This is a genomic window from Acinetobacter sp. YH01003 (assembly GCF_013420525.1).
Taxonomy (GTDB): Bacteria; Pseudomonadota; Gammaproteobacteria; order Pseudomonadales; family Moraxellaceae; genus Acinetobacter; species Acinetobacter towneri.
In genome coordinates this window covers 39,479-58,363 of sequence record NZ_VOXY01000001.1, presented here as the reverse complement: position 1 = coordinate 58,363, position 18,885 = coordinate 39,479, and the positions used below count along the sequence as shown (strand labels likewise).

General features: G+C 41.4%; 20 protein-coding genes. 6 read left to right on the top strand and 14 right to left on the bottom strand.

The features are described 5' to 3' along the window. Positions 1-102: 102 nt before the first annotated feature. Positions 103-912, top strand: a complete 810-nt coding sequence (locus FTT70_RS00295; protein WP_180168163.1) for an inner membrane protein YpjD — start codon at positions 103-105, stop codon at positions 910-912. 316 nt (positions 913-1,228) lie between these two features. Next, the gene (locus FTT70_RS00290; protein ID WP_026438289.1) at positions 1,229-2,164 is read left to right on the top strand and encodes a tRNA-dihydrouridine synthase; all 936 of its coding nucleotides are present in this window, start codon (positions 1,229-1,231) and stop codon (positions 2,162-2,164) included. Between the two features lie 331 nt (positions 2,165-2,495). Here FTT70_RS00290 and FTT70_RS00285 read toward each other — a convergent pair whose 3' ends face one another. The 12 genes from FTT70_RS00285 to acnD form a co-directional block, all read right to left on the bottom strand. Then, positions 2,496-3,563 (bottom strand): DUF1176 domain-containing protein, encoded by a 1,068-nt coding sequence (locus FTT70_RS00285; RefSeq protein WP_180079612.1) that lies wholly within the window; start codon positions 3,561-3,563, stop codon positions 2,496-2,498. A 146-nt stretch (positions 3,564-3,709) separates the two neighbouring features. Continuing rightward, positions 3,710-4,051: a YegP family protein gene (locus tag FTT70_RS00280; protein WP_004972386.1), complete on the bottom strand. Its 342-nt coding sequence runs from the start codon at positions 4,049-4,051 to the stop codon at positions 3,710-3,712. A 240-nt stretch (positions 4,052-4,291) separates the two neighbouring features. Further along, positions 4,292-4,633, bottom strand: a complete 342-nt coding sequence (locus tag FTT70_RS00275; protein ID WP_004972388.1) for a zinc ribbon domain-containing protein YjdM — start codon at positions 4,631-4,633, stop codon at positions 4,292-4,294. Positions 4,634-4,726: 93 nt separating this feature from the next. Further along, a complete protein-coding gene (locus tag FTT70_RS00270; RefSeq protein WP_167845809.1) occupies positions 4,727-5,092 on the bottom strand; it encodes a DUF488 domain-containing protein in 366 nt (121 codons plus the stop codon). A 115-nt stretch (positions 5,093-5,207) separates the two neighbouring features. Then, positions 5,208-5,585, bottom strand: coding sequence for a ribonuclease E inhibitor RraB (locus tag FTT70_RS00265; protein ID WP_167845808.1), 378 nt, complete (start codon positions 5,583-5,585; stop codon positions 5,208-5,210). 166 nt (positions 5,586-5,751) lie between these two features. Further along, on the bottom strand, positions 5,752-6,702 hold the full coding sequence (locus FTT70_RS00260; RefSeq protein ID WP_180168162.1) for a DUF5660 family protein: 951 nt from the start codon (positions 6,700-6,702) through the stop codon (positions 5,752-5,754). A 280-nt stretch (positions 6,703-6,982) separates the two neighbouring features. Further along, entirely contained in the window at positions 6,983-7,648 is a 666-nt protein-coding gene (locus FTT70_RS00255; RefSeq protein ID WP_179989200.1) for an RluA family pseudouridine synthase, read from the bottom strand. A 179-nt stretch (positions 7,649-7,827) separates the two neighbouring features. Next, positions 7,828-8,541, bottom strand: a complete 714-nt coding sequence (locus FTT70_RS00250; protein ID WP_179993673.1) for an SIMPL domain-containing protein — start codon at positions 8,539-8,541, stop codon at positions 7,828-7,830. A 119-nt stretch (positions 8,542-8,660) separates the two neighbouring features. Beyond that, positions 8,661-8,912, bottom strand: coding sequence for a DUF6868 family protein (locus tag FTT70_RS00245; protein WP_004972400.1), 252 nt, complete (start codon positions 8,910-8,912; stop codon positions 8,661-8,663). A gap of 563 nt (positions 8,913-9,475) precedes the next feature. After that, positions 9,476-10,048, bottom strand: a complete 573-nt coding sequence (locus FTT70_RS00240) for a DUF4126 domain-containing protein (protein ID WP_180168161.1) — start codon at positions 10,046-10,048, stop codon at positions 9,476-9,478. Positions 10,049-10,155: 107 nt separating this feature from the next. Then, positions 10,156-10,299, bottom strand: coding sequence for a hypothetical protein (locus tag FTT70_RS00235; protein ID WP_096901556.1), 144 nt, complete (start codon positions 10,297-10,299; stop codon positions 10,156-10,158). A gap of 250 nt (positions 10,300-10,549) precedes the next feature. After that, positions 10,550-13,156 (bottom strand): Fe/S-dependent 2-methylisocitrate dehydratase AcnD, encoded by a 2,607-nt coding sequence (acnD, locus tag FTT70_RS00230; RefSeq protein WP_180168160.1) that lies wholly within the window; start codon positions 13,154-13,156, stop codon positions 10,550-10,552. A 256-nt stretch (positions 13,157-13,412) separates the two neighbouring features. On the opposite strand from acnD, the gene FTT70_RS00225 reads away from it, so the two are divergent. Both FTT70_RS00225 and FTT70_RS00220 read left to right on the top strand, forming a co-directional pair. Further along, positions 13,413-14,135, top strand: a complete 723-nt coding sequence (locus tag FTT70_RS00225) for a folate-binding protein YgfZ (protein WP_004972410.1) — start codon at positions 13,413-13,415, stop codon at positions 14,133-14,135. A gap of 190 nt (positions 14,136-14,325) precedes the next feature. Further along, positions 14,326-15,132 (top strand): tetratricopeptide repeat protein, encoded by an 807-nt coding sequence (locus FTT70_RS00220; protein ID WP_180168279.1) that lies wholly within the window; start codon positions 14,326-14,328, stop codon positions 15,130-15,132. A 102-nt stretch (positions 15,133-15,234) separates the two neighbouring features. Here FTT70_RS00220 and FTT70_RS00215 read toward each other — a convergent pair whose 3' ends face one another. Together FTT70_RS00215 and FTT70_RS00210 are read right to left on the bottom strand one after the other, a co-directional pair. Further along, complete coding sequence (locus FTT70_RS00215) at positions 15,235-16,167, bottom strand: AEC family transporter (RefSeq protein ID WP_180168159.1); 933 nt, start codon at positions 16,165-16,167, stop codon at positions 15,235-15,237. 124 nt (positions 16,168-16,291) lie between these two features. Further along, positions 16,292-17,428, bottom strand: a complete 1,137-nt coding sequence (locus FTT70_RS00210) for an NADH:flavin oxidoreductase/NADH oxidase (protein WP_179994319.1) — start codon at positions 17,426-17,428, stop codon at positions 16,292-16,294. Positions 17,429-17,716: 288 nt separating this feature from the next. Here FTT70_RS00210 and mutM point away from each other — a divergent pair, with 288 nt between their 5' ends. Both mutM and FTT70_RS00200 read left to right on the top strand, forming a co-directional pair. Beyond that, positions 17,717-18,577 (top strand): bifunctional DNA-formamidopyrimidine glycosylase/DNA-(apurinic or apyrimidinic site) lyase, encoded by an 861-nt coding sequence (gene mutM / locus FTT70_RS00205; RefSeq protein WP_179995518.1) that lies wholly within the window; start codon positions 17,717-17,719, stop codon positions 18,575-18,577. Next, a complete protein-coding gene (locus FTT70_RS00200) occupies positions 18,574-18,852 on the top strand; it encodes a peptidylprolyl isomerase (protein ID WP_004972420.1) in 279 nt (92 codons plus the stop codon). The genes mutM and FTT70_RS00200 overlap by 4 nt, the downstream gene beginning before the upstream one ends. The last annotated feature ends 33 nt before the right edge of the window (positions 18,853-18,885 follow it).

The window sequence follows — 18,885 nt, the reverse complement described above, 5'->3', positions numbered from 1 at the left end:
GTTTCTTTAAAATAGAAAATTTATGCACAAGATGCTATAGGATACTGTAGTTCGCATCGAATTTATATAAATGAATATTCATCATCCTGAAAAAGGTTTGACATGATCAGTCTCCCCTTGGTTTATACGATTTTAGCATTAATCGCTTATACCAGTTCTTTTTGGTATTTATTTTCACATTTAATGTCTAAACGTGCGCCAAATCACTGGTTTATTCGTTCTCTGCTCAGTTTGGGCTTATTGCTGCATGCTGCCGTGTTGTATAACGATATGTGGACGCCGATGGGTGTCAACTACAACGTGTTTAACCTAATGTCATTTACTGCGGGTTTAATGTTGTTATTGAGCTTGCTGTTCAGCAGTTACCGACCTGTAATTGCGCTAAATTTGATTGGTATTCCTGTAGCAGCAGTGGGTTTAATTGCAGGTTTTTCATTCAGCCAACATAATTTATTTATTAACCAAAACTCGATTGGTTTAGATATTCATATTATTTTATCGCTGTCTGCTTATGCCGTATTGTTGATGGCGACCATTCATGCCGTGCTCATGTGGTTTCAAAACCGCGAACTCAAAAACAAACAAAAGCGTCGGGTTTGGGTAAATTTACTGCCGTCTTTGCAAGATATGGAATCTTTGCTGTTTGATATGTTGATTGCAGGTTTTGCCTTACTCACAGTCGCACTAGGCTTTGGTTTCTTTACGGTAGAACATTTCTTTGCACAGCATTTAGCGCATAAAACTGCCTTTAGTATTATTTCTTGGTTTGTCTATGGGGCGTTGTTACTTGGGCGTTATAAGTTTGGTTGGCGTGGACAAAAAGCAATTCGTTTTACCATTATTGGCTTCTTTTTATTGGCGCTCGGTTTTATTGGTTCTAAATTTGTGTTGGAAATGATTTTGAGTAAGTAAGGTGTTTTTATTTTGCTCATTCAAAGTGTAGGATGATCAATTATTTAATAGCATAGTCGAGGGGGAATGGGCTGTTTAAATTAAGCCAATCATTTAAATGATTTCTAACGATGTAAGAACTCAATTAAAAGATCTAGTCTAGGATACACATCAACTGCATGGACTAGATAAAACTTGAGATACAGATCACTGTGTCAAATAAAACAGCTTAAATACCAGAACCTTAGCTACAACCACTTCAATTCAAAACCCTTTTCCTAGACAACCCACAGAAAAAAACGTATAACTCCACTTTTGTTTGAACTGGCAGCATCTTGTGAAACTGATTCTTGCACCCATGGAAGGCTTAACCGACCCCATCATGCGTGATGTAATCACGTCTGTAGGCAGTTTTGACTGGTGTGTAACAGAGTTTATTCGGGTCACAGACAGCATTTTGCCAGACCATATCTACCACACCTATTGCCCAGAACTACTCACCAATGGCAAAACTGCGGCAGGTACGCCTGTGCATGTTCAGTTTTTGGGGAATAATCCTGAAATGTTAGCCGCCAATGCAGCCAAAGTTGCGGCTATGGGTGCACCTGCAATTGATATGAACTTTGGCTGCCCTGCCAAAACAGTCAATCGGCATCGTGGCGGTTCAGTTTTACTCGATGAACCCGAAGTAGTATATGAACTGGTTAAAGCGGTTCGCGATGCCGTTCCTGCTCATATTCCAGTTTCCGCCAAAATGCGTCTAGGCTATATGGATCGGAACTTCATGCTAGAAAATGCGCACGCCATTGAAGATGCAGGCGCAGCATGGGTTACAGTACATGCACGTACCAAAGCCGATGGCTATACGCCTCCCGCATTTTGGGATCAGCTACGTCCTATTCGTGAAGCCTTGAAGATTAACGTCATCGCCAATGGTGAAATTTGGAACAATGCCGATGCCAAACAATGCCAGTTAGAATCGGGCTGTGAAGATTTGATGATTGGTCGTGGTGCGGTCACCACCCCAGACTTGACCCAATGTATTCGTCAAAATTCAGACCTGCCTTTGCTGAGTTGGCAAGATTTGCTGCAACTACAAATTCGCTTTATTCACGGCCCTGCCAAAACAGAAATTGGGATGCTGGGACGTTATAAACAATGGCTCGGCATGATGTCGAAACATTATCCCGAAGCCAAAGCTTTGTGGGATGAAATCAAGCGTCTGAAAAAGCTGGATGAAATCATTGAAAAATTAGTCGCGCACACGACTTAAACATTGAATCCATCAAACTCAAGCTTCATCTAAAAAATTTCAGCTTTTATTAGGGTCTGCTGACAATTCGTCTATGTTTGCGGCGATGCATATTTTTTAGCTGATATAAGGCATGGGACAGGAAATTTAGTCATTCTAAATGACTGGCACATAACGCAATAGCAGCAAAAAATATGCTCGCCCTGAAAGGCTGTGGCTAAAACTTTCTCAGATTGTGTTATGAAACTTAGCAATAGTCTCGCTATTACTTGCGTTTCATGCCTGATCTGCTCAGTTTTAGCCTACAGCGCAAGCCATTTATGAAATGTCAAAAGCCCCTAGTGAATATCGGCTATTCAACCTTGCTGACAAAGCTTGGCATTTCCCATGCACTGCCTGCAAAACCTTTGCATTGTCTTGCATCGAATTGATAGCTTTTGACAAACTGCTGACCATTCCACGCCCACTCAATTTGACTGAAACAATCGCCAATTCCACGCCCTTTTTGATAGGCAAAAATCTGTCCATTGCTAAATTCTGAAGCAGAATCAGTTACAAATTGCTGTATCTTTTGCAGTTTTTTATCCATAACCCAATAAGCCACACCCCAATTATAAGCCCCTCGCCAACAGCTTGCCTCAACCAACACGCTATCTTGATTTAAGAGATAAGTATGAATCTGCTGTTCTGCTTGTTCAGGTTCAAACAGCATATAACAATCTTCACGATCTACGGTTTTTTGTAAAATTGGATATAACTTTTCTGCACTGGCCGCGGTAAGCACCTGTGCTTTGGCGGTTCGGTGTTGAGGCTGCATGAGAATGTTAATTTTAGGCATCGCTTGCGCTTTTAAGACCTGCGTGGATGCTTGATTGCCTTTTGCCAATATTGCGGAGTCTGTACCCACACGTTTTTGAAATTCATCCATTTTTAGCAACACTGCACTCATGCCTGCATCAGACAATTTCCAGCGTTGTTGACCATGTTTCAACTCGATCACGACATGCTGACGCGCCTGTGCCAACAGCTTTTGCACACTGGCAGCAGATAAATTGGCGATACTTTCATGAAAGTTTAATTGCTGCAAAGCGCGTTCATTTAAAAATAAAGTGGCTTGAGCAATATCTTCTTGAATTTGCAATTGCCCTTGTACAGCACTCTTTGCACCTGCTTGACGGGTCAATAACATACTGATCGGTTGTTCAAAATCATCATCGCTTTGGTAGCCTGCGGCACGGCAGGTTCCTGTATTATCACAGGCCAACTCCCAATCTTGATGCTGAAAATACAGTCCTTGCAAAGCAGTCGACTGGCTTGAAGCAATCGTTTTTTCAGCAGTGATCGGTGCTGCAAAAATACCAACACTACCGAATAAACCACTGATCGCCAGCAATATTTTTAGATTGCATCTGAAATTCATAATCTTCGCAACTCCTGAAATGGTCATCTATAATTCAACGGCTCAATCAAAGCGAAATTTAACGCCTTGCCTATTTAGCTCAATAAAAAAGCACGCCGCAGCATGCTTTCCTAATGCAATTGAACATCAAGATTTAATGTAAAAAATTACGATTCCTGTGTTAAATCCTTGACCGTGGTGCTTGCGCCATTGGTTTTCACTGACTCAATTCCTTTGTCACGCGATTGTTCAGAAGTATAGAGCTGACTCGTACCAATAATCTGATGGTTGGCAGCTTTTAAATTAAAATACGGCTTATCATTCTTAGATGTCAGTCGATCATAACGCCCATCATCCTGACTGTTCTTTTGTACCGAAGCGATGCCATTTTTTGCCGATGCTTTCGCCTTATACTGTTCACTGGTTAAGATAATTTCGCCATTCCCAGCTTTAAGTACAAAGCGGTACTGACCATTGCTTGCTTGTGAAATCTCAAACCATCCTGACATACTTGCCCCCAGTTTTCTTATGAGTGGTGAAGTGTGTTGTTGAATGATGCTAGGCTTTAAACTGCCTAAAAATTATTCTTTTCACTTAAAATATAAAGGACTTAGGCACAAGAAAACAGTATTAATTTTGTACACTCTTAAAGTTATTGTTGCTCAATTTGAATACTAAAATACTTTTATAAACTCCATAAAAAAGCGCAGGCAACTCAAGTCGCCTGCGCTGTTGAAATCTGCTTAAACTTAAGCTTTTTTCACATATTCAGATTTTAATTTCATAGCCCCCATGCCATCAATCTTACAATCAATGTCATGACCATCTGCTGCATCTGGAATTAAGCGAATATTTTTCACTTTCGTTCCCACTTTTACAGCAGCCGAAGAACCTTTAATCTTCAGGTCTTTAATCACAGTCACCGTGTCGCCATCTGCCAACACGTTGCCGTTTGCATCTTTAATCACAGCAGCAGTTTCTTCTAGCTGTTCCCCTTCTTTCCACTCATGTGAGCATTCAGGACAAATCAGTAGGTCGCCATCTTGGTAAGTGTATTCTGATTGGCATTTTGGGCAATTTGGCAAAGACATAAAAAACCTCAAAAACTATATTATAGCATTTTTTACTGAATTTTCATAAACTTAAAATCCTTATAAAGCACAAGGATAATCAAATAAAACTCTTTAATTGGACTGTGCTAAGCGTTGCAGCATCACGCGTTTTAATACCACTACATGATTGTGCTGCTCATCTTTAGCTGCTGTGACCAGAGTGATTTTTTGCTGCTGTGCCAGTTCACACAACGCCTGTAAAGCCTCTTCTTGCTCTGCTAATTCAGCTATATAACGCTGCTGAAACTCATCCCAATGTTGTTCAGGGTTTTGATGATACCATTTGCGCAATTCAGTCGAAGGCGTAATTTCTTTGGGCCATAAGTCAATACGAGCACGTTCTTTGCTCACACCTCGCGGCCATAAACGATCAACCAACACTCGTGTCCCATCTGCCTGAGTCGCTTCAAGATAAGCGCGTTTCATTGCAATATCCATATTTGCACCTCTGCATCTTTTATGACGACGTCATCAGCGCCAAAGTTTTAGGCAGCAGATTATGTATCACAAATAAAAAAGCATGTGATCAACACATGCTTTTAAGATACCCGATTTAATCTTCGTAATCGTCTTCGTCTTCATCATCGTAGACGTAAGCCATACAGCCCCAGCCATCGTATTCACCGCCATGTTCTGCAGCAATTTTGCTAAACCATTGCTCTAAATCGACAATGTCTGAATACTCTGGTTCCATGTAAACATAAATGGTGATGATCCATTCAACTGCGTCAGATTCTTCATCTTGGAATAATGAAATTTTTTGTTCTTCGGCCAACAAATACAAAGCACATTTTTCAGCTTGTTCTTGTGTGGTAAAAGCGATGGAGTACTCAATCTCATGTGGCTCTGTCAGGTCATCCCCATCTTCATGCATTTGCCAAAGTACATTGCCATTATCATCATCAGGGAATTGTTCATAGTCACGTGTCATGCGAATATCCTTGTTATCTTTTTAGCCAATATATATCTGGCAAGTGACAAAATAGTGAATTCAACATAGCACAAATTTGCCCGAAGGACTCAATTTTCATCTCGTTTTACACTGACTTTAGTCTGAATTACCCAGAAGATTGCTTTTACATGACACTGCAATTGCTCTAAGCATTTGCAGCCAGTTTAATTTGTGGCATCTGACAAGAGCTTTCCTGTTTAAATGCCAACAGCAAAGCGGCAAACTTTAATTCTTCTTGTCGGAGTGTCAAATAAGAGTCTAGAACTTTTGCGTGTCCAAATGCAGCCGCATAATGATTCAGCAAAGTAAAATCATCCTGCAAAGCTTGAAGCGATTCAGCCAGATTATGTTCAGTCAGCTGCGCCAAATATAAATCTGCTTTACTATTAAATGCTTGAGCCAGCAAAGTCACTGCCGCTAGACGGCGTTGCTCATCGACAAAAGCACAATGCGCAACTTCTTGATTTTTAACCGCATCTTGAATCTTGTGTCGTACTTGCTGCAGGTGTTGTGCTGCATCACTATAGCCATAACCTTCAATCAGATCATCCAATAGCTGCTGTGCAGGCAACTGAAAAGCAGGCGTATGATGTTCAATTTTATGATACAGCGCGGTCATAATCTGTTCGAGTTGCTGACGTTCTTCAACCAAGTTATAAAAAGCACCCAATTGATCTTGTGCTGTTTTAAGCGTTTTGGCTTTGGTTTTTTGCTCATGCTCGGCTAAAAAATTTCGGACTTTTTCAACTTGTTGCTTGCACTGCTCCCGCGTATTTTCCGCTTCGGATTTAATCATTTCTACAAACATTTCTACTTGTTGACGACGTTCTAATACATATTGCTCAACGTCTAAAATATGTTGATAGTGCTGCAAGGTTTCTAAACGACCTTTTAAACTGCCTATTTCGATGCGTAGCATGGTGAGCTGATGCTCTAATTCATTACTTTCTAACTCATCGGACGCCAAATTGGAGCGAGTGCGGTCTAAATTGCTTTGTAAAGATTGAATGCTGGCAGACAACTCACGGCGGCGCTGAGATTGCCAAAAAATAATCACCACCAAAACAATAATGATTGCACCCAATATATACAGCATATAACTTCTCCCACCCGCATTGGTCTGCCATATTTTAAAAAGTCATCTTCAGTTTTAAAGACGCTTTCTAACCCGCTTTGACAGCCCACCACACTCAAAAACACAAAATTTTAAAACAGCGAGTTATTCACTTCCTTCATTTATGCCAAGGCAAATGAATAACGATAGCTCTAAAGATACGTTAGCGAGTTAGCGGCACGAAGACTATCCCAATTTTTGAGTATTTTCACAAAAAAATTGAAAAATATGCGCCTGTTAGAAAAATTGAATCCCAAAATCTCTAAAAAGGAAGCTGTGCTCGAATTGCAACAGGAACTTGGCTTAAAGGTTGCGTGAAAGCCAAATAACTGGCATGCAGCGCCATCCGACCTAAAGTGCTTTTTTTCGGTTCAGGATGATATAACTTATCGCCTGTAATGGGATGTCCAATATATTGCATGTGTACTCGTAACTGATGTGAGCGCCCTGTAATCGGGGTGAGCAATACACGGGTAATATCTTCAACCGCACAATATTCCAAAGCCTGATACAGCGTTTGCGCAGGCTTGCCTAAATCGAAATGCACAATTTGGCGTGGACGGTTTTCCCAATCGGTAATTAAAGGCACATCGACACTGCCCTCACCTTCAAGTTTGCCTTGAATTAAAGCAATGTAGTTTTTTTCTACTGTTCGCGCCTGAAACATTTTACTCAATGCGACTTCTGCATCACGATGCTTGGCAAACATGAGAATACCTGAGGTCGCCATATCTAAACGATGGGCAATTTTTGCCTGAGGATAATCTGCGAGTACTCTTAAATATGCGCTGTCCTGATGTTCGGGCAAACGCCCAGGCACCGACAATAAACCTGCGGGCTTATCAATCACCAATAAATCGTCATCTTCATAGACAATCACTAAGGGTTCTTGTGGAGGTGCATAAATAAAGTTGTCGTTTAAAGCCATGAACATACAGCATGCAAAGCGGTGCGGGCAAAATATCAAGCACAGCCCAAACTGTCAATTCAGTCGGGCGATGTACTTTTTAGTGTAAAGATTTAGATTTTAAATTGGCTGAGTCTGCCAAGCTTAATCTGCCAAGCTTAATCTGTCAAACTTAGTCTGCGAAACTTAGTCTGCCAAACTTAGTCTGCTAAATAGTATTCCACCGTAGACACCACACGTACTTTTTTCAAATATGGCGTGTTGCTGTCACGGTCTTCAATACTAAATACGCCCTGATTGGCCGATTTAATTTTGCCTAAACGACTGTCAGAATCTGCAGCAAATTTTTCTGCAACACTGCGGGCATTTTGTGTGGCTTGCTCAATCATGGCAGGTTTGATGTCATTTAGTTGCGTATATAAATATTCGGTGCGTTGCCCGTAATCCTCACCGCCAAAGGCAATACCATTCTTGCCTAAATCAACCAGACGACTTTGCGCACTTCGGACTTTATCTATACTTTTGGTATACACCGTAATGGTTTGATGCGCAGTATAACGCAAGGCAACATTACCATCTCCACCATATTGCTGGGCGTATTTATCGGTAATCACGGGTGCAGCAATGGTAATTTCTTCCGCAGCAAAACCTTCATTTTTCAAAAAGTTTTGAATTTGTGCAGTCTGGCTTTGCATGGTGTCATATAAAGCAGCCAAATCTTGACTGGCTGCGCTAAAACGAATGGGCCACACGGCTACATTGGCTTTGACTTCACGCTCAGACAAACCTTTGACTGAAACCACACGCTCATATTGTTTAATTTTGAGTGCGCTATTGCCCAATATCCAACCTGCGAGCACCATTCCCAAACAAATTAGACCGCCTAAAATCAATGCAGGTTTAAATTGATTCATGTTTGCCAACTCCTCAAATTGCGGGCTTTTCGCCTCTATTTCAATGACCGTGTGTTTTTAATGTACTGTCTAAAGCGGTTGTTTCTATGCTTTTCGATGCTTGTTTATAGAGTTTTAAATTAAGGTCGCATCATATACAGCGCAATGAGTGGCGCAATATTCAATAGCAATACCCCAATTTTATAGACTGCCATGCCGCCATAATGAATGGCATCAAAACTTGCATCTGACAATTTGAACCATCTACCATGTAACTGTCGCAGCCAGTCATGCGCGAAAATCACCACCACAAACCACAGCATTAAAATGGCATAGTTAATGAGTGCGCAGGTCAGTAATAAGCGACACCAAAAATCGTAATCAACACTCATATCACACCTAATTAGATGTAGATGATTATTGCAAATTAACAGATTTGAATGAAAAATTTGATGGGAGTTTTGTAGCAGAAAGATGGTTTAAAATTCATTTAAGCTTTTATTTTTTCATAATTTTACTTCTAGATCTTGTTTTGTTTTTTATATTTTTAACAATATTCTTTAGGGTGTTAGGGAAAACAACTGTGGTTTACTTCAACTATCATGCTGGATAAGCCATGATCTTATAGCCTATAAACTTCTGGTTTATAGCGTCCTAAGCCGAATCGAGACCTTTTGGGTAAGTACTACACGCACGTTGTACGCAACTGGTAGCAATCTACTCTTTTCGATCCCCATCACACCCTTGAGATATATAGTAGTGATTTGAGGATGGGATTGTTTCCCCGAAATGATTTTATTTTGATTAGTTTTTAAAATTTTTATCATCTTTTAAGCCATATTTTAAAAAATTTACCAAATAGGCGCTTTTTATGCACTTAAACCATCAAATAAAGCTTAAATATTAAATTTATTACCATGCTTATTTTTAAATACTTTTAAACTGACCAAAAAATCTATGTGGAGGATTCAACAACTTTCTTGTTGCCTCGAATCCAGCGAATCGCCCAAATTAAGGTCAGCAGCACCACAAAAACCACCAATACAGGCACAATGAAGGACAACACTGAAAGTACGGCAGCCCCAATCCACTCCCCTGTTGAAATTACAGGATTGGCAACACCGCCTGTGGTTGCGGTTGATACACCACGTACCGCAACTGTGCTCATTTGCACTACACCCGCTGTACCGCCACCGACAATAATAGCTGAAGCCCAACTGGCAAATTGCGACATTTCACCACTGCTTACAGCCATTGTGGTGAGTGTACCTGCAATCATGGCGGCAGGCGTTGCAACGGTATCGAGTAAGTTATCAACCCACGGTACATAATACGCAGCAATTTCACTGATTGTTGCCACGGTCAAAGCCAGACAAACAGCAGGCATCGCCAACCATTCAAAACCTTTTAAGGGTTCAAACCAACCCATGAGAGCGGCAACACTCATAACCAATAAAGGTACGAAAACCCGAAAACCACTGGCAGCACTTAGCCCAATGCCGACACATAAACCGAGTATTGTTTCCATGTTGTACCTCATTGCCTTGGGTTTTCTTTAGGTAAAATAGCAAAAAGCCCCATCGGGTGATAGGGCTTTAGATTAAAAACAGGATCAGCTGTTTTAAGTCGTGTAGCTTAGGCAACCTTGTTGTTATATTCGGTGCCATGGCATTTGGTACACGGTGGTAGACGGTCTGTACCAATTTCTAAGTAAACGCGATGCCCGCATTGGACACAAAAATAGAAGCCTGTTCCTGGTTTATCACCTGCAGTTACCATCTTTGTTCTCCGTGTGGTTTAGAAATGGTCAATCCAGTATATCTATTCTGTGATGATTGTCTATTGTCCATTTTGACGGGTGATGAGGGCAATTGGGCTAAGCATGATTTAGGCAGAAAATTAAGTCAGGTTTACAAGGAGTTTGCCTATGCAATCTAGGACAATCCCCATCTCAATAAAAAAAAGACCCTATCATTTGGATAAGGTCTTTTTGTAAAAATAATTAACTAGATCATTTTAGATCAAAGCATCAAGCCACATTCCCTTCCAAGAAGTCCTGCGCAAAGCGTTGCAATACACCACCCGCTTCATACACAGACACTTCTTCTTCGGTATCTAAACGACAAGTTACTGGCACTTCAATTGTTTGGTTTTTACCATCATCCGTTGAACGCTCAATCACCAAAGTCAAAGTCGAACGTGGCGCAATATTACCAATCACGCTATAAAGTTCCGTACCATCCAAACCTAAAGTTTTACGGTTAACACCCACTTTAAACTCAAGTGGCAATACGCCCATACCCACCAAGTTGGTACGGTGAATACGCTCAAAACCTTCAGCCACAATCGCTTCCACACCCGCAAGACGCACGCCTTTTGCAGCCCAGTCACGGCTTGAACCCTGACCATAATCTGCACCCGCAATAATAATTAACGGCTGCTTACGGTTCATATAAGTTTCAATCGCTTCCCACATACGCATTACTTCACCTTCTGGCTCAACACGCGCTTTAGAACCTTGCTTAATTGTGCCGTCTGAACGTACCACCATTTCATTAAACAATTTCGGATTCGCCAAAGTTGCACGTTGTGCAGTCAGGTGATCACCGCGGTGCGTTGCATAAGAGTTGAAATCTTCTTCTGGCAAGCCCATTTTTGCCAAATACTCCCCTGCTGCCGAATCTAAAACAATCGCATTCGATGGAGATAAATGATCTGTGGTGATGTTATCGCCCAAAATTGCCAACGGACGCATATTGGCTAATGTACGTGGAGCCGCCAATGCACCTTCCCAATATGGCGGACGGCGGATATAAGTACTTTGTGGACGCCAGTCGTAAAGTGGACTTTCAGATTTTTCCGACTCGCCCAAATCGAACATTGGAATATACACTTGGCGGAATTGTTCAGGTTTAACTGATTCTTTCACCAAAGCATCAATTTCTTCATCTGACGGCCAAATATCTTTCAGATAAATCGGGTTGCCATTTTGATCTGTACCCAAAGCATCCTTTTCGATGTCAAATCGAATCGTTCCTGCAATCGCGTAAGCCACAACCAATGGTGGAGATGCCAAGAAAGCTTGTTTCGCATACGGATGGATACGACCATCAAAGTTACGGTTACCCGACAGCACCGCAGTCGCATACAAGTCACGGTCAATAATTTCTTGTTGAATCGCTGGGTCTAATGCACCAGACATACCGTTACAAGTAGTACATGCATAAGCGACAATACCAAAACCAAGTTTTTCTAAATCTTTCAGTACGCCTGCTTCTTCCAAATACAATGCAGCCGCTTTAGAACCTGGTGCAAATGATGATTTCACCCAAGGCTTACGCACTAAACCTAACTCATTGGCTTTACGTGCCAACAAACCTGCTGCTACAGTATTACGCGGGTTTGAGGTATTAGTACAAGAGGTAATCGCAGCAATGATGATGGCACCATCTGGCATTAAACCATCAGTACGGTTTTCAACCACACCTGCAATGCCTTTTTCTTTTAAGTCTGCAGTTGAAACACGCGCATGCGGATTCGATGGGCCTGCAATGTTACGAGTTACTGTTGAAAGGTCAAAACGTAATACACGTGGATACTCTGCCTGTGTCATTTCAGATGCCCAAAGACCAATTTCTTTAGCATAAGTTTCAACCAGTTTGACCTGATCTGCTTCACGACCTGTTAAGGTTAAATAGTCGATGGTGTTTTGATCGATGTAGAACATAGCGGCAGTTGCACCATATTCAGGTGTCATGTTGGAAATCGTGGCACGATCCCCGACCGACATGCTATCTGCACCTTCACCAAAGAATTCTAAATATGCACCGACCACACGTTCTTTACGCAAAAACTCGGTTAAAGCCAATACAATGTCCGTTGCCGTAATACCAGCCTGACGCTGACCGACCAACTCCACACCAATAATGTCTGGCAGACGCATCCAAGAAGCACGACCCAACATCACGTTTTCAGCTTCAAGACCGCCTACACCTACAGAAATGACACCCAAAGCATCGGTATGTGGTGTGTGTGAGTCTGTACCCACACAAGTATCTGGGAATGCAATGCCTTCACGGTTTTGAATGACTGGTGACATTTTTTCCAGATTAATCTGGTGCATGATGCCGTTGCCTGCAGGAATCACATCAACATTTTCAAATGCAGTTTTCGTCCATTCAATAAAGTGGAAACGGTCTTCATTACGACGATCTTCCACTTCACGGTTTTTACGGAAAGCATCTGGGTCAAAACCGCCATATTCCACAGCTAAAGAGTGATCGACAATTAACTGGGTAGGTACGACAGGATTCACTTTAGAAGGATCGCCACCTTGATCGGCAATTGCATCACGTAAACCTGCTAAGTCAACGAGCGCAGTTTGCCCCAAGATGTCGTGACATACCACACGCGCTGGATACCACGGAAAATCATGCTCTTGTTTACGCTCAATCAATTGTTTTAAAGATTGTTCTAAAATTGCAGGATCACAACGGCGCACTAACTGTTCTGCAAGTACTTTTGAGGTATAAGGAAGTTTGGCATAAGCGCCTGGCTGGATATCTTCAACGGCTTGTCGCACGTCATAAAAATCGAGCTGAGTGCCTTGCAGTGGTTTGCGGTAGTTGTTATTCATCTGGTATTCGCCCTTACTCTATTGTTCTCAACATCTTATGGGATGATTGTTTCCACCCGTCGAAAGCATTGTACGCTGCCAAAAACCCATTTCCCAAATCCTATATATTTCATACACTTAAATATAAAAACAGGGGTTTTTGAAACATTTAATTACATTTTGAGTAAAATTCTTGCCCTAAAAATGCTTTTTTTTGAAAAATAGCGCAAAATTGACCTCATTCTTTAGTCTTAGATTTCAATGTGAAAGGTTATTCATGCGCGATTTAGCTTTCAGTGCTTTAAGTTTAAACGGTGTCGATGCACAAAAATTCCTGCAAGGTCAGGTAACAGTCAATGTCGAAACATTAGCTGAAAATACAACCTGTTATACCGCAATTTGCAGTTTAAAAGGACGCGTTCAGTTTGGCTTCTGGCTTAAAAAAATCTCGTCCGAATGTTTTGAAATCATCAGCACAGCCGACCAAGCCGAAGATTTAGCCAAACACATTAAAAAGTTTGGTGCATTTTCAAAAATGCAGCTTGAAACCATCGGTACGGTTTACCCAACCATTCAGGGCAATCAAACTGAATTTTCAGCTGAAGTGACTGATTTAAACGCATGGCAACTACAAGCGATTGAAACAGGTCAGGCATGGATTCAAGCCTCAACAGCAGAAGTGTTTCAACCGCAGGAATTGCGTTTGCATCAACGAGATGGCGTGCATTATGACAAAGGCTGTTATTTAGGTCAGGAAGTCGTGGCACGTTTATGGTTTAAAGCCAAACCAAAACATTGGTTGCATTTAATTCAGGGTTCAGGCGAAGCACCTGCACCTGCCGCCAAACTGAATAATGATGTGGAAGTGGTGAATAGCATAGCGACTGCAGAAGGTTTTAAAGCGTTGGTGGTTGCCAAACCAAGTGCTTTGGAAGAGTTAGCTGTACAAGTATTGGCTTTGCCTGAACATTTGAATGGCGATGTTGCACGTCCGCAATAAAATAGATTCCACCCGCTCAGGTTAAGGGAGTCGCAAGATTCCCTTCAAATGACAATGAAAAAAAAAGCATTCGTACACATTTTTTATATTTACATTCACACTTTTCAACTTATGATGAATGCACCACTGTAAAAACAAAACGCACATCAACGGAATGATGTGTAAAAGAGAACAAGGTACAACTCAAATGATGAAAAAACTACTCATTGCGGGTGCAATCGCCCTATCTAGCAGCATCAGTATGGCAAATAGTAACATTCCAACCGATCCTGCTTTTGCCAAAATTGAACAATTAATTCAAGCCAACAAGGTTAAAGATGCCTATCAGGAATTAGAAAAGCTTGCCAAAACAGGCAATGCGCAAGCCATGTATAACTTAGGCTATTTGACACAAACTGGACAAGGCACAGCAAAAAATGAAAAGAAAGCCATTCAGTTGTATGAGCAATCTGCCCAAAAAGGCTACCCTGTTGCGAGTTATGTTTTAGGCAAAAACTATCTTACTGGCGCACTGGGTTTAAAACAGGATGCTGCTAAAGCCAAACAATATTTACAGACGGCATCCAATCAGGGTTTTAATGATGCCACAGTCGATTTAGCCGTTTTATATTTCTCGGAAAATACGGCAGCATCTGACCAAAAAGGTTTAAAACTATTACAACCTTTAATTGCCAAAGATCATTATCAAGCCATACATGCCAAAGCCTTATATGACATTAGCACAGGCTTTAAAAACAAAGATGAAGCACCAATTAAGCAAGGGCTGCAAAGCATTCAAAACTTGGCGCAAAAGGGTTATATTCCTGCACTCATGGCAGTGGGCAATATGTTTGTGAATGGCAATATCGTGCCGCAAAATTTGCCTGAAGCGAAAAAGATTTTTGCCTCACTGGCACAGGAAAATGTAGCGCAAGCCAAAGAATCATTGGCTGTGGTTGAAAAAATGATGGCAGATCAAGCCAAAGCTTCCAACAAGGCAACCGCTAAGAAAAGTTAAGATAGTTTCTTTATAAAAGCTATTAATCAGAGAAATTTTTAAAAAAGTCTGTATCAGCATGGTACAGACTTTTTTTATGATTTGAGCACTTCGATACCGATGCTATAAATACTTACCCGATTGTGTCAATAAAATCGCCACCATCACAAAACCAAAAACTGTACTCAACACCAAGGGGGCTAAGGCTTTTTCATGTAAACCATAGTGCTGCCCGAAAATACCAAAGGCAATTGGCATTGGTAAAGCCGCAAGCAAAGTCCCGACAAATAGCATTTCTCGGTTCACATCTAATGCCCATAAAATTCCAAAAATCGTGAGTGGCATCAGCAATACTTTGAATGCAACCAAAACAATACTTTGCAAATTCACCGACTTGATTTGCATGCCGACCAAACTTCCACCAATCACAAATAAAGCCAAAGGTGAAGCAGTTTTGCCCAACATTTCCAGCACTTGTGCAATAGCTTGCGGCAGTTTGAAATTCAACAATACGCACAGCATACCCAATAAAATAGATAAAATTACTGGATTTTTCAGTAAGCGCTGCACAGTTTCGGCATACACCTGCCAACCTGATTTCGCTGAAGATTGTAGCCCTCGTTCTGCCAAAATCAGCATCAATGCCACAATAATTAAATTTTCGACAATTAAAGTTAAAGACAAATAAATTGCCGATTGACTGCCAATCAACAAAGTCAAAATAGCAGTGCCAATAAACCCTGTATTTGACATTGATGCACCCATTGCCAAGACACTGGCATGGGTTAAGTTTGAATTAAAATAATGCCGATACAGTAAAAAGGCACAGATAAACAGCAGAATAGAACCGCCACCGTAACCTAAAAAATAAGCGGGATGCCAGATTTCTGACAAACTTTTACTGGCCAATGCCTGCAATAGAAATGCAGGCAACGCCACTTTCATGACAAATTGACCTAGAAACTGAATCGCACTGGTCTCAATAAATTGGCTTCTGACGGCAAAATATCCCAACAGTACTACGGTACAAATGGGAAATAAAATACTCAGTAACACCCTGACATCCTTTTTCAGTGTTGCCCATGATCGACATGGTTTTTACTGATTTACCTTACACCGAATCTCCCTATAAAGCACGGCAAAATAGTTTAAGTTTCACTTATTTTAAGCAGATAAAATATTAGGATTCCACTTCCGTATCTGTGGATTTAAACGGCGCAAATAAAGTACGAAACCCATGCGGCTGACAGCGCAAATATTGCGGGGCAATCTCAATTTTTTCACCCAATTCTGCCGCAGCATGCCATGGCCAACGAGGGTCATATAAAATCGCACGTGCGATCGCAATCGCATCGGCCTGTTCATATTGCAAAATACCTTCTGCCTGCATCGCTTCGGTAATCAAACCCACCGCAATTACAGGAATTTTTACAGCTTGCTTAATGGCATGTGCAAATGGTGTTTGATAACCCGCATGTAAATCAATTTTTTGATCGACATGCAAACCACCGCTCGACACGTGAATATAAGCCGCACCTAAATGCTCCAGTGCTTTTGCCAAACCTACTGAAGATTCCACATTCCAACCCTCTGCATCATCCATCCAGTCTGTTGCAGAAATTCGCACCCCAATTGGATAGCCTTGTGGAACAGCATTTTGAATCGCTTGAAATACTTCCAATGTAAGGCGAATCCGATTTTCCAAACTGCCGCCATATTCATCTTGGCGGTGATTAGACAGTGGTGACATAAATTGATGCAGCAAATAACCATGTGCAGCATGAATTTCGATTAAATCAAAACCTGCATCCACCGCTCGTACTGCGGCACTGGCAAAGTCTGCAATCACCTGTTGAATTTCATCTTGCGTTAAAGCATGCGGAGGATGTTCGTGCGGTTGAAATGGTAACTCACTGGCCGATACAGTCTGCCAACCATGTGCATCACTTGGGCTAAACTGACCTTTGCCCTGCCAAGGTTTATCGGTTGAGGCTTTACGTCCCGCATGTGCCAACTGCACAGCAAATGGCATAGGCGATAAACTTTTAACTTTATGCAATAAGGCTTTAAGCTGCGCACGCTGCATGTCATTCCATAAGCCTAAATCTGCATAGCTGATACGCCCTTCAGCCTGTACTGCGGTGGCTTCTACAATGCACATCCCTGCACCCGACAAGGCATAATTTGCCCATTGCTGCTCATGCCAATAGCTCAACTCACCTTGTTCATTGGCAGAATATTGACACATCGGAGCGATAATAATTTTGTTGGCAAGTTGCAGTGATCCAAATTGAATCGGCTGAAAAAGTAATGTCACGCTGCAAGCCCTCATACAGTGCGATTCACCAAAAGCGAATCATTAAATAAAAAAGAAGTAATCACTCAGAATCTGCCATCTGTTTTAGATGGTTTTTCTATAATAGATATTTAAAAATGATTTATTTATAACGTGTTGTATGGTTTTTGCAAAGCCTGCTTTTGTTTTACACAGAATAATTTTGCGACAGCACACTATGGCTTGTATTCTATGGATAATGCCCAATATTAAGCGCATTACTGTATATCCTTGCCTGCTTAATTTCTAAAAGCGGATTGAATTTGTACCATGCCAGAATTACCAGAAGTTGAAACTACCAAAACTAGTCTATTGCCGCTACTTGATCAAAAAGTCCTGAATGTAGAAGTACGTCAAGCCAATTTACGCTGGCCCATTCCAGAAAACCTACATAAACTCACAGGACAAAAATTACTGCAATTGACCCGCAGATCCAAATACATTCTGGCGCAATTTGAACAGGACAGCATGTTGTGGCATTTAGGCATGTCGGGCAGTTTTCGTCTTTGCGATGCGCAGGAAGATTTACGCAAACACGACCATTTGATTATTCAGTTTGAAGATATACAATTGCGCTACCACGACCCACGTCGCTTTGGCTGTATTTTATGGCTAAATGAAAGCTCTCAACGCAAACTGATAGATCCACTTGGCCCTGAGCCGTTGAGTGATGCCTTTAACCCCGACTATCTTGCACAGAAGCTCAAAAACAAAAATGTTGGCATCAAAGTTGCAATTATGGATAACCATGTCGTGGTGGGTGTGGGCAATATTTATGCCACGGAAAGTCTGTTTAATTTAGGTATTCACCCTGCACAACCTGCATCATCACTCAGTTTGAAACAGATTGAAAAACTAGTGCTCGAAATCAAACGCATTTTAAAACAAGCAATTGATTTAGGCGGTTCGACCTTACGTGATTACAGCAATGCGATGGGCGAAAATGGCTATTTCCAACAAACCTTGTTGGCGTATGGACGTGCAGGTGAAATGTGTGTGAACTGTGAAACCACACTAGAAAATTTAAAACTGGGCCAACGTGCCTCGGTATTTTGTCCTGAATGTCAGCCTTTGAAAAAAGTACCTACCGCGACCAAAGCTGCAACAAGCAAACGAGGTAAATCAATATGAGAACCGCAATTGTGCGTCATATCTTAGTGAAAGATAAAGAAACCTGTGAGCAACTGAAAAAGCGGATTCAATCGGGTGCTGATTTTGCCAAAATTGCCAAACAATTTTCGACCTGCCCTTCAGGAAAAAAAGGTGGGGAATTGGGTGAGGTCAAAAAAGGACAATTGGTACCCGTCATTGATAAATTAGTGTTTACCGCAGCAGAACGCGTACTACACGGACCTGTAAAAAGTCAGTTTGGTTTTCATTTGGTAGAAGTAAAGTTTCGGATGTAATTTTTATGCCTTCAGTGCCTCTCCATCCTAGAG

What these genes read in the sequence shown, in the direction of transcription:
- FTT70_RS00295 (WP_180168163.1), top strand. Translation starts at nt 103, where the DNA reads ATGATCAGTCTCCCCTTGGTTTATACGATTTTAGCATTAATCGCTTAT.
- FTT70_RS00285 (WP_180079612.1), bottom strand. Translation starts at nt 3,563, where the DNA reads ATGAATTTCAGATGCAATCTAAAAATATTGCTGGCGATCAGTGGTTTA.
- FTT70_RS00280 (WP_004972386.1), bottom strand. Translation starts at nt 4,051, where the DNA reads ATGTCAGGATGGTTTGAGATTTCACAAGCAAGCAATGGTCAGTACCGC.
- FTT70_RS00275 (WP_004972388.1), bottom strand. Translation starts at nt 4,633, where the DNA reads ATGTCTTTGCCAAATTGCCCAAAATGCCAATCAGAATACACTTACCAA.
- FTT70_RS00270 (WP_167845809.1), bottom strand. Translation starts at nt 5,092, where the DNA reads ATGGATATTGCAATGAAACGCGCTTATCTTGAAGCGACTCAGGCAGAT.
- FTT70_RS00265 (WP_167845808.1), bottom strand. Translation starts at nt 5,585, where the DNA reads ATGACACGTGACTATGAACAATTCCCTGATGATGATAATGGCAATGTA.
- FTT70_RS00260 (WP_180168162.1), bottom strand. Translation starts at nt 6,702, where the DNA reads ATGCTGTATATATTGGGTGCAATCATTATTGTTTTGGTGGTGATTATT.
- FTT70_RS00255 (WP_179989200.1), bottom strand. Translation starts at nt 7,648, where the DNA reads ATGGCTTTAAACGACAACTTTATTTATGCACCTCCACAAGAACCCTTA.
- FTT70_RS00250 (WP_179993673.1), bottom strand. Translation starts at nt 8,541, where the DNA reads ATGAATCAATTTAAACCTGCATTGATTTTAGGCGGTCTAATTTGTTTG.
- FTT70_RS00245 (WP_004972400.1), bottom strand. Translation starts at nt 8,912, where the DNA reads ATGAGTGTTGATTACGATTTTTGGTGTCGCTTATTACTGACCTGCGCA.
- FTT70_RS00240 (WP_180168161.1), bottom strand. Translation starts at nt 10,048, where the DNA reads ATGGAAACAATACTCGGTTTATGTGTCGGCATTGGGCTAAGTGCTGCC.
- FTT70_RS00235 (WP_096901556.1), bottom strand. Translation starts at nt 10,299, where the DNA reads ATGGTAACTGCAGGTGATAAACCAGGAACAGGCTTCTATTTTTGTGTC.
- acnD (WP_180168160.1), bottom strand. Translation starts at nt 13,156, where the DNA reads ATGAATAACAACTACCGCAAACCACTGCAAGGCACTCAGCTCGATTTT.
- FTT70_RS00225 (WP_004972410.1), top strand. Translation starts at nt 13,413, where the DNA reads ATGCGCGATTTAGCTTTCAGTGCTTTAAGTTTAAACGGTGTCGATGCA.
- FTT70_RS00220 (WP_180168279.1), top strand. Translation starts at nt 14,326, where the DNA reads ATGAAAAAACTACTCATTGCGGGTGCAATCGCCCTATCTAGCAGCATC.
- mutM (WP_179995518.1), top strand. Translation starts at nt 17,717, where the DNA reads ATGCCAGAATTACCAGAAGTTGAAACTACCAAAACTAGTCTATTGCCG.
- FTT70_RS00200 (WP_004972420.1), top strand. Translation starts at nt 18,574, where the DNA reads ATGAGAACCGCAATTGTGCGTCATATCTTAGTGAAAGATAAAGAAACC.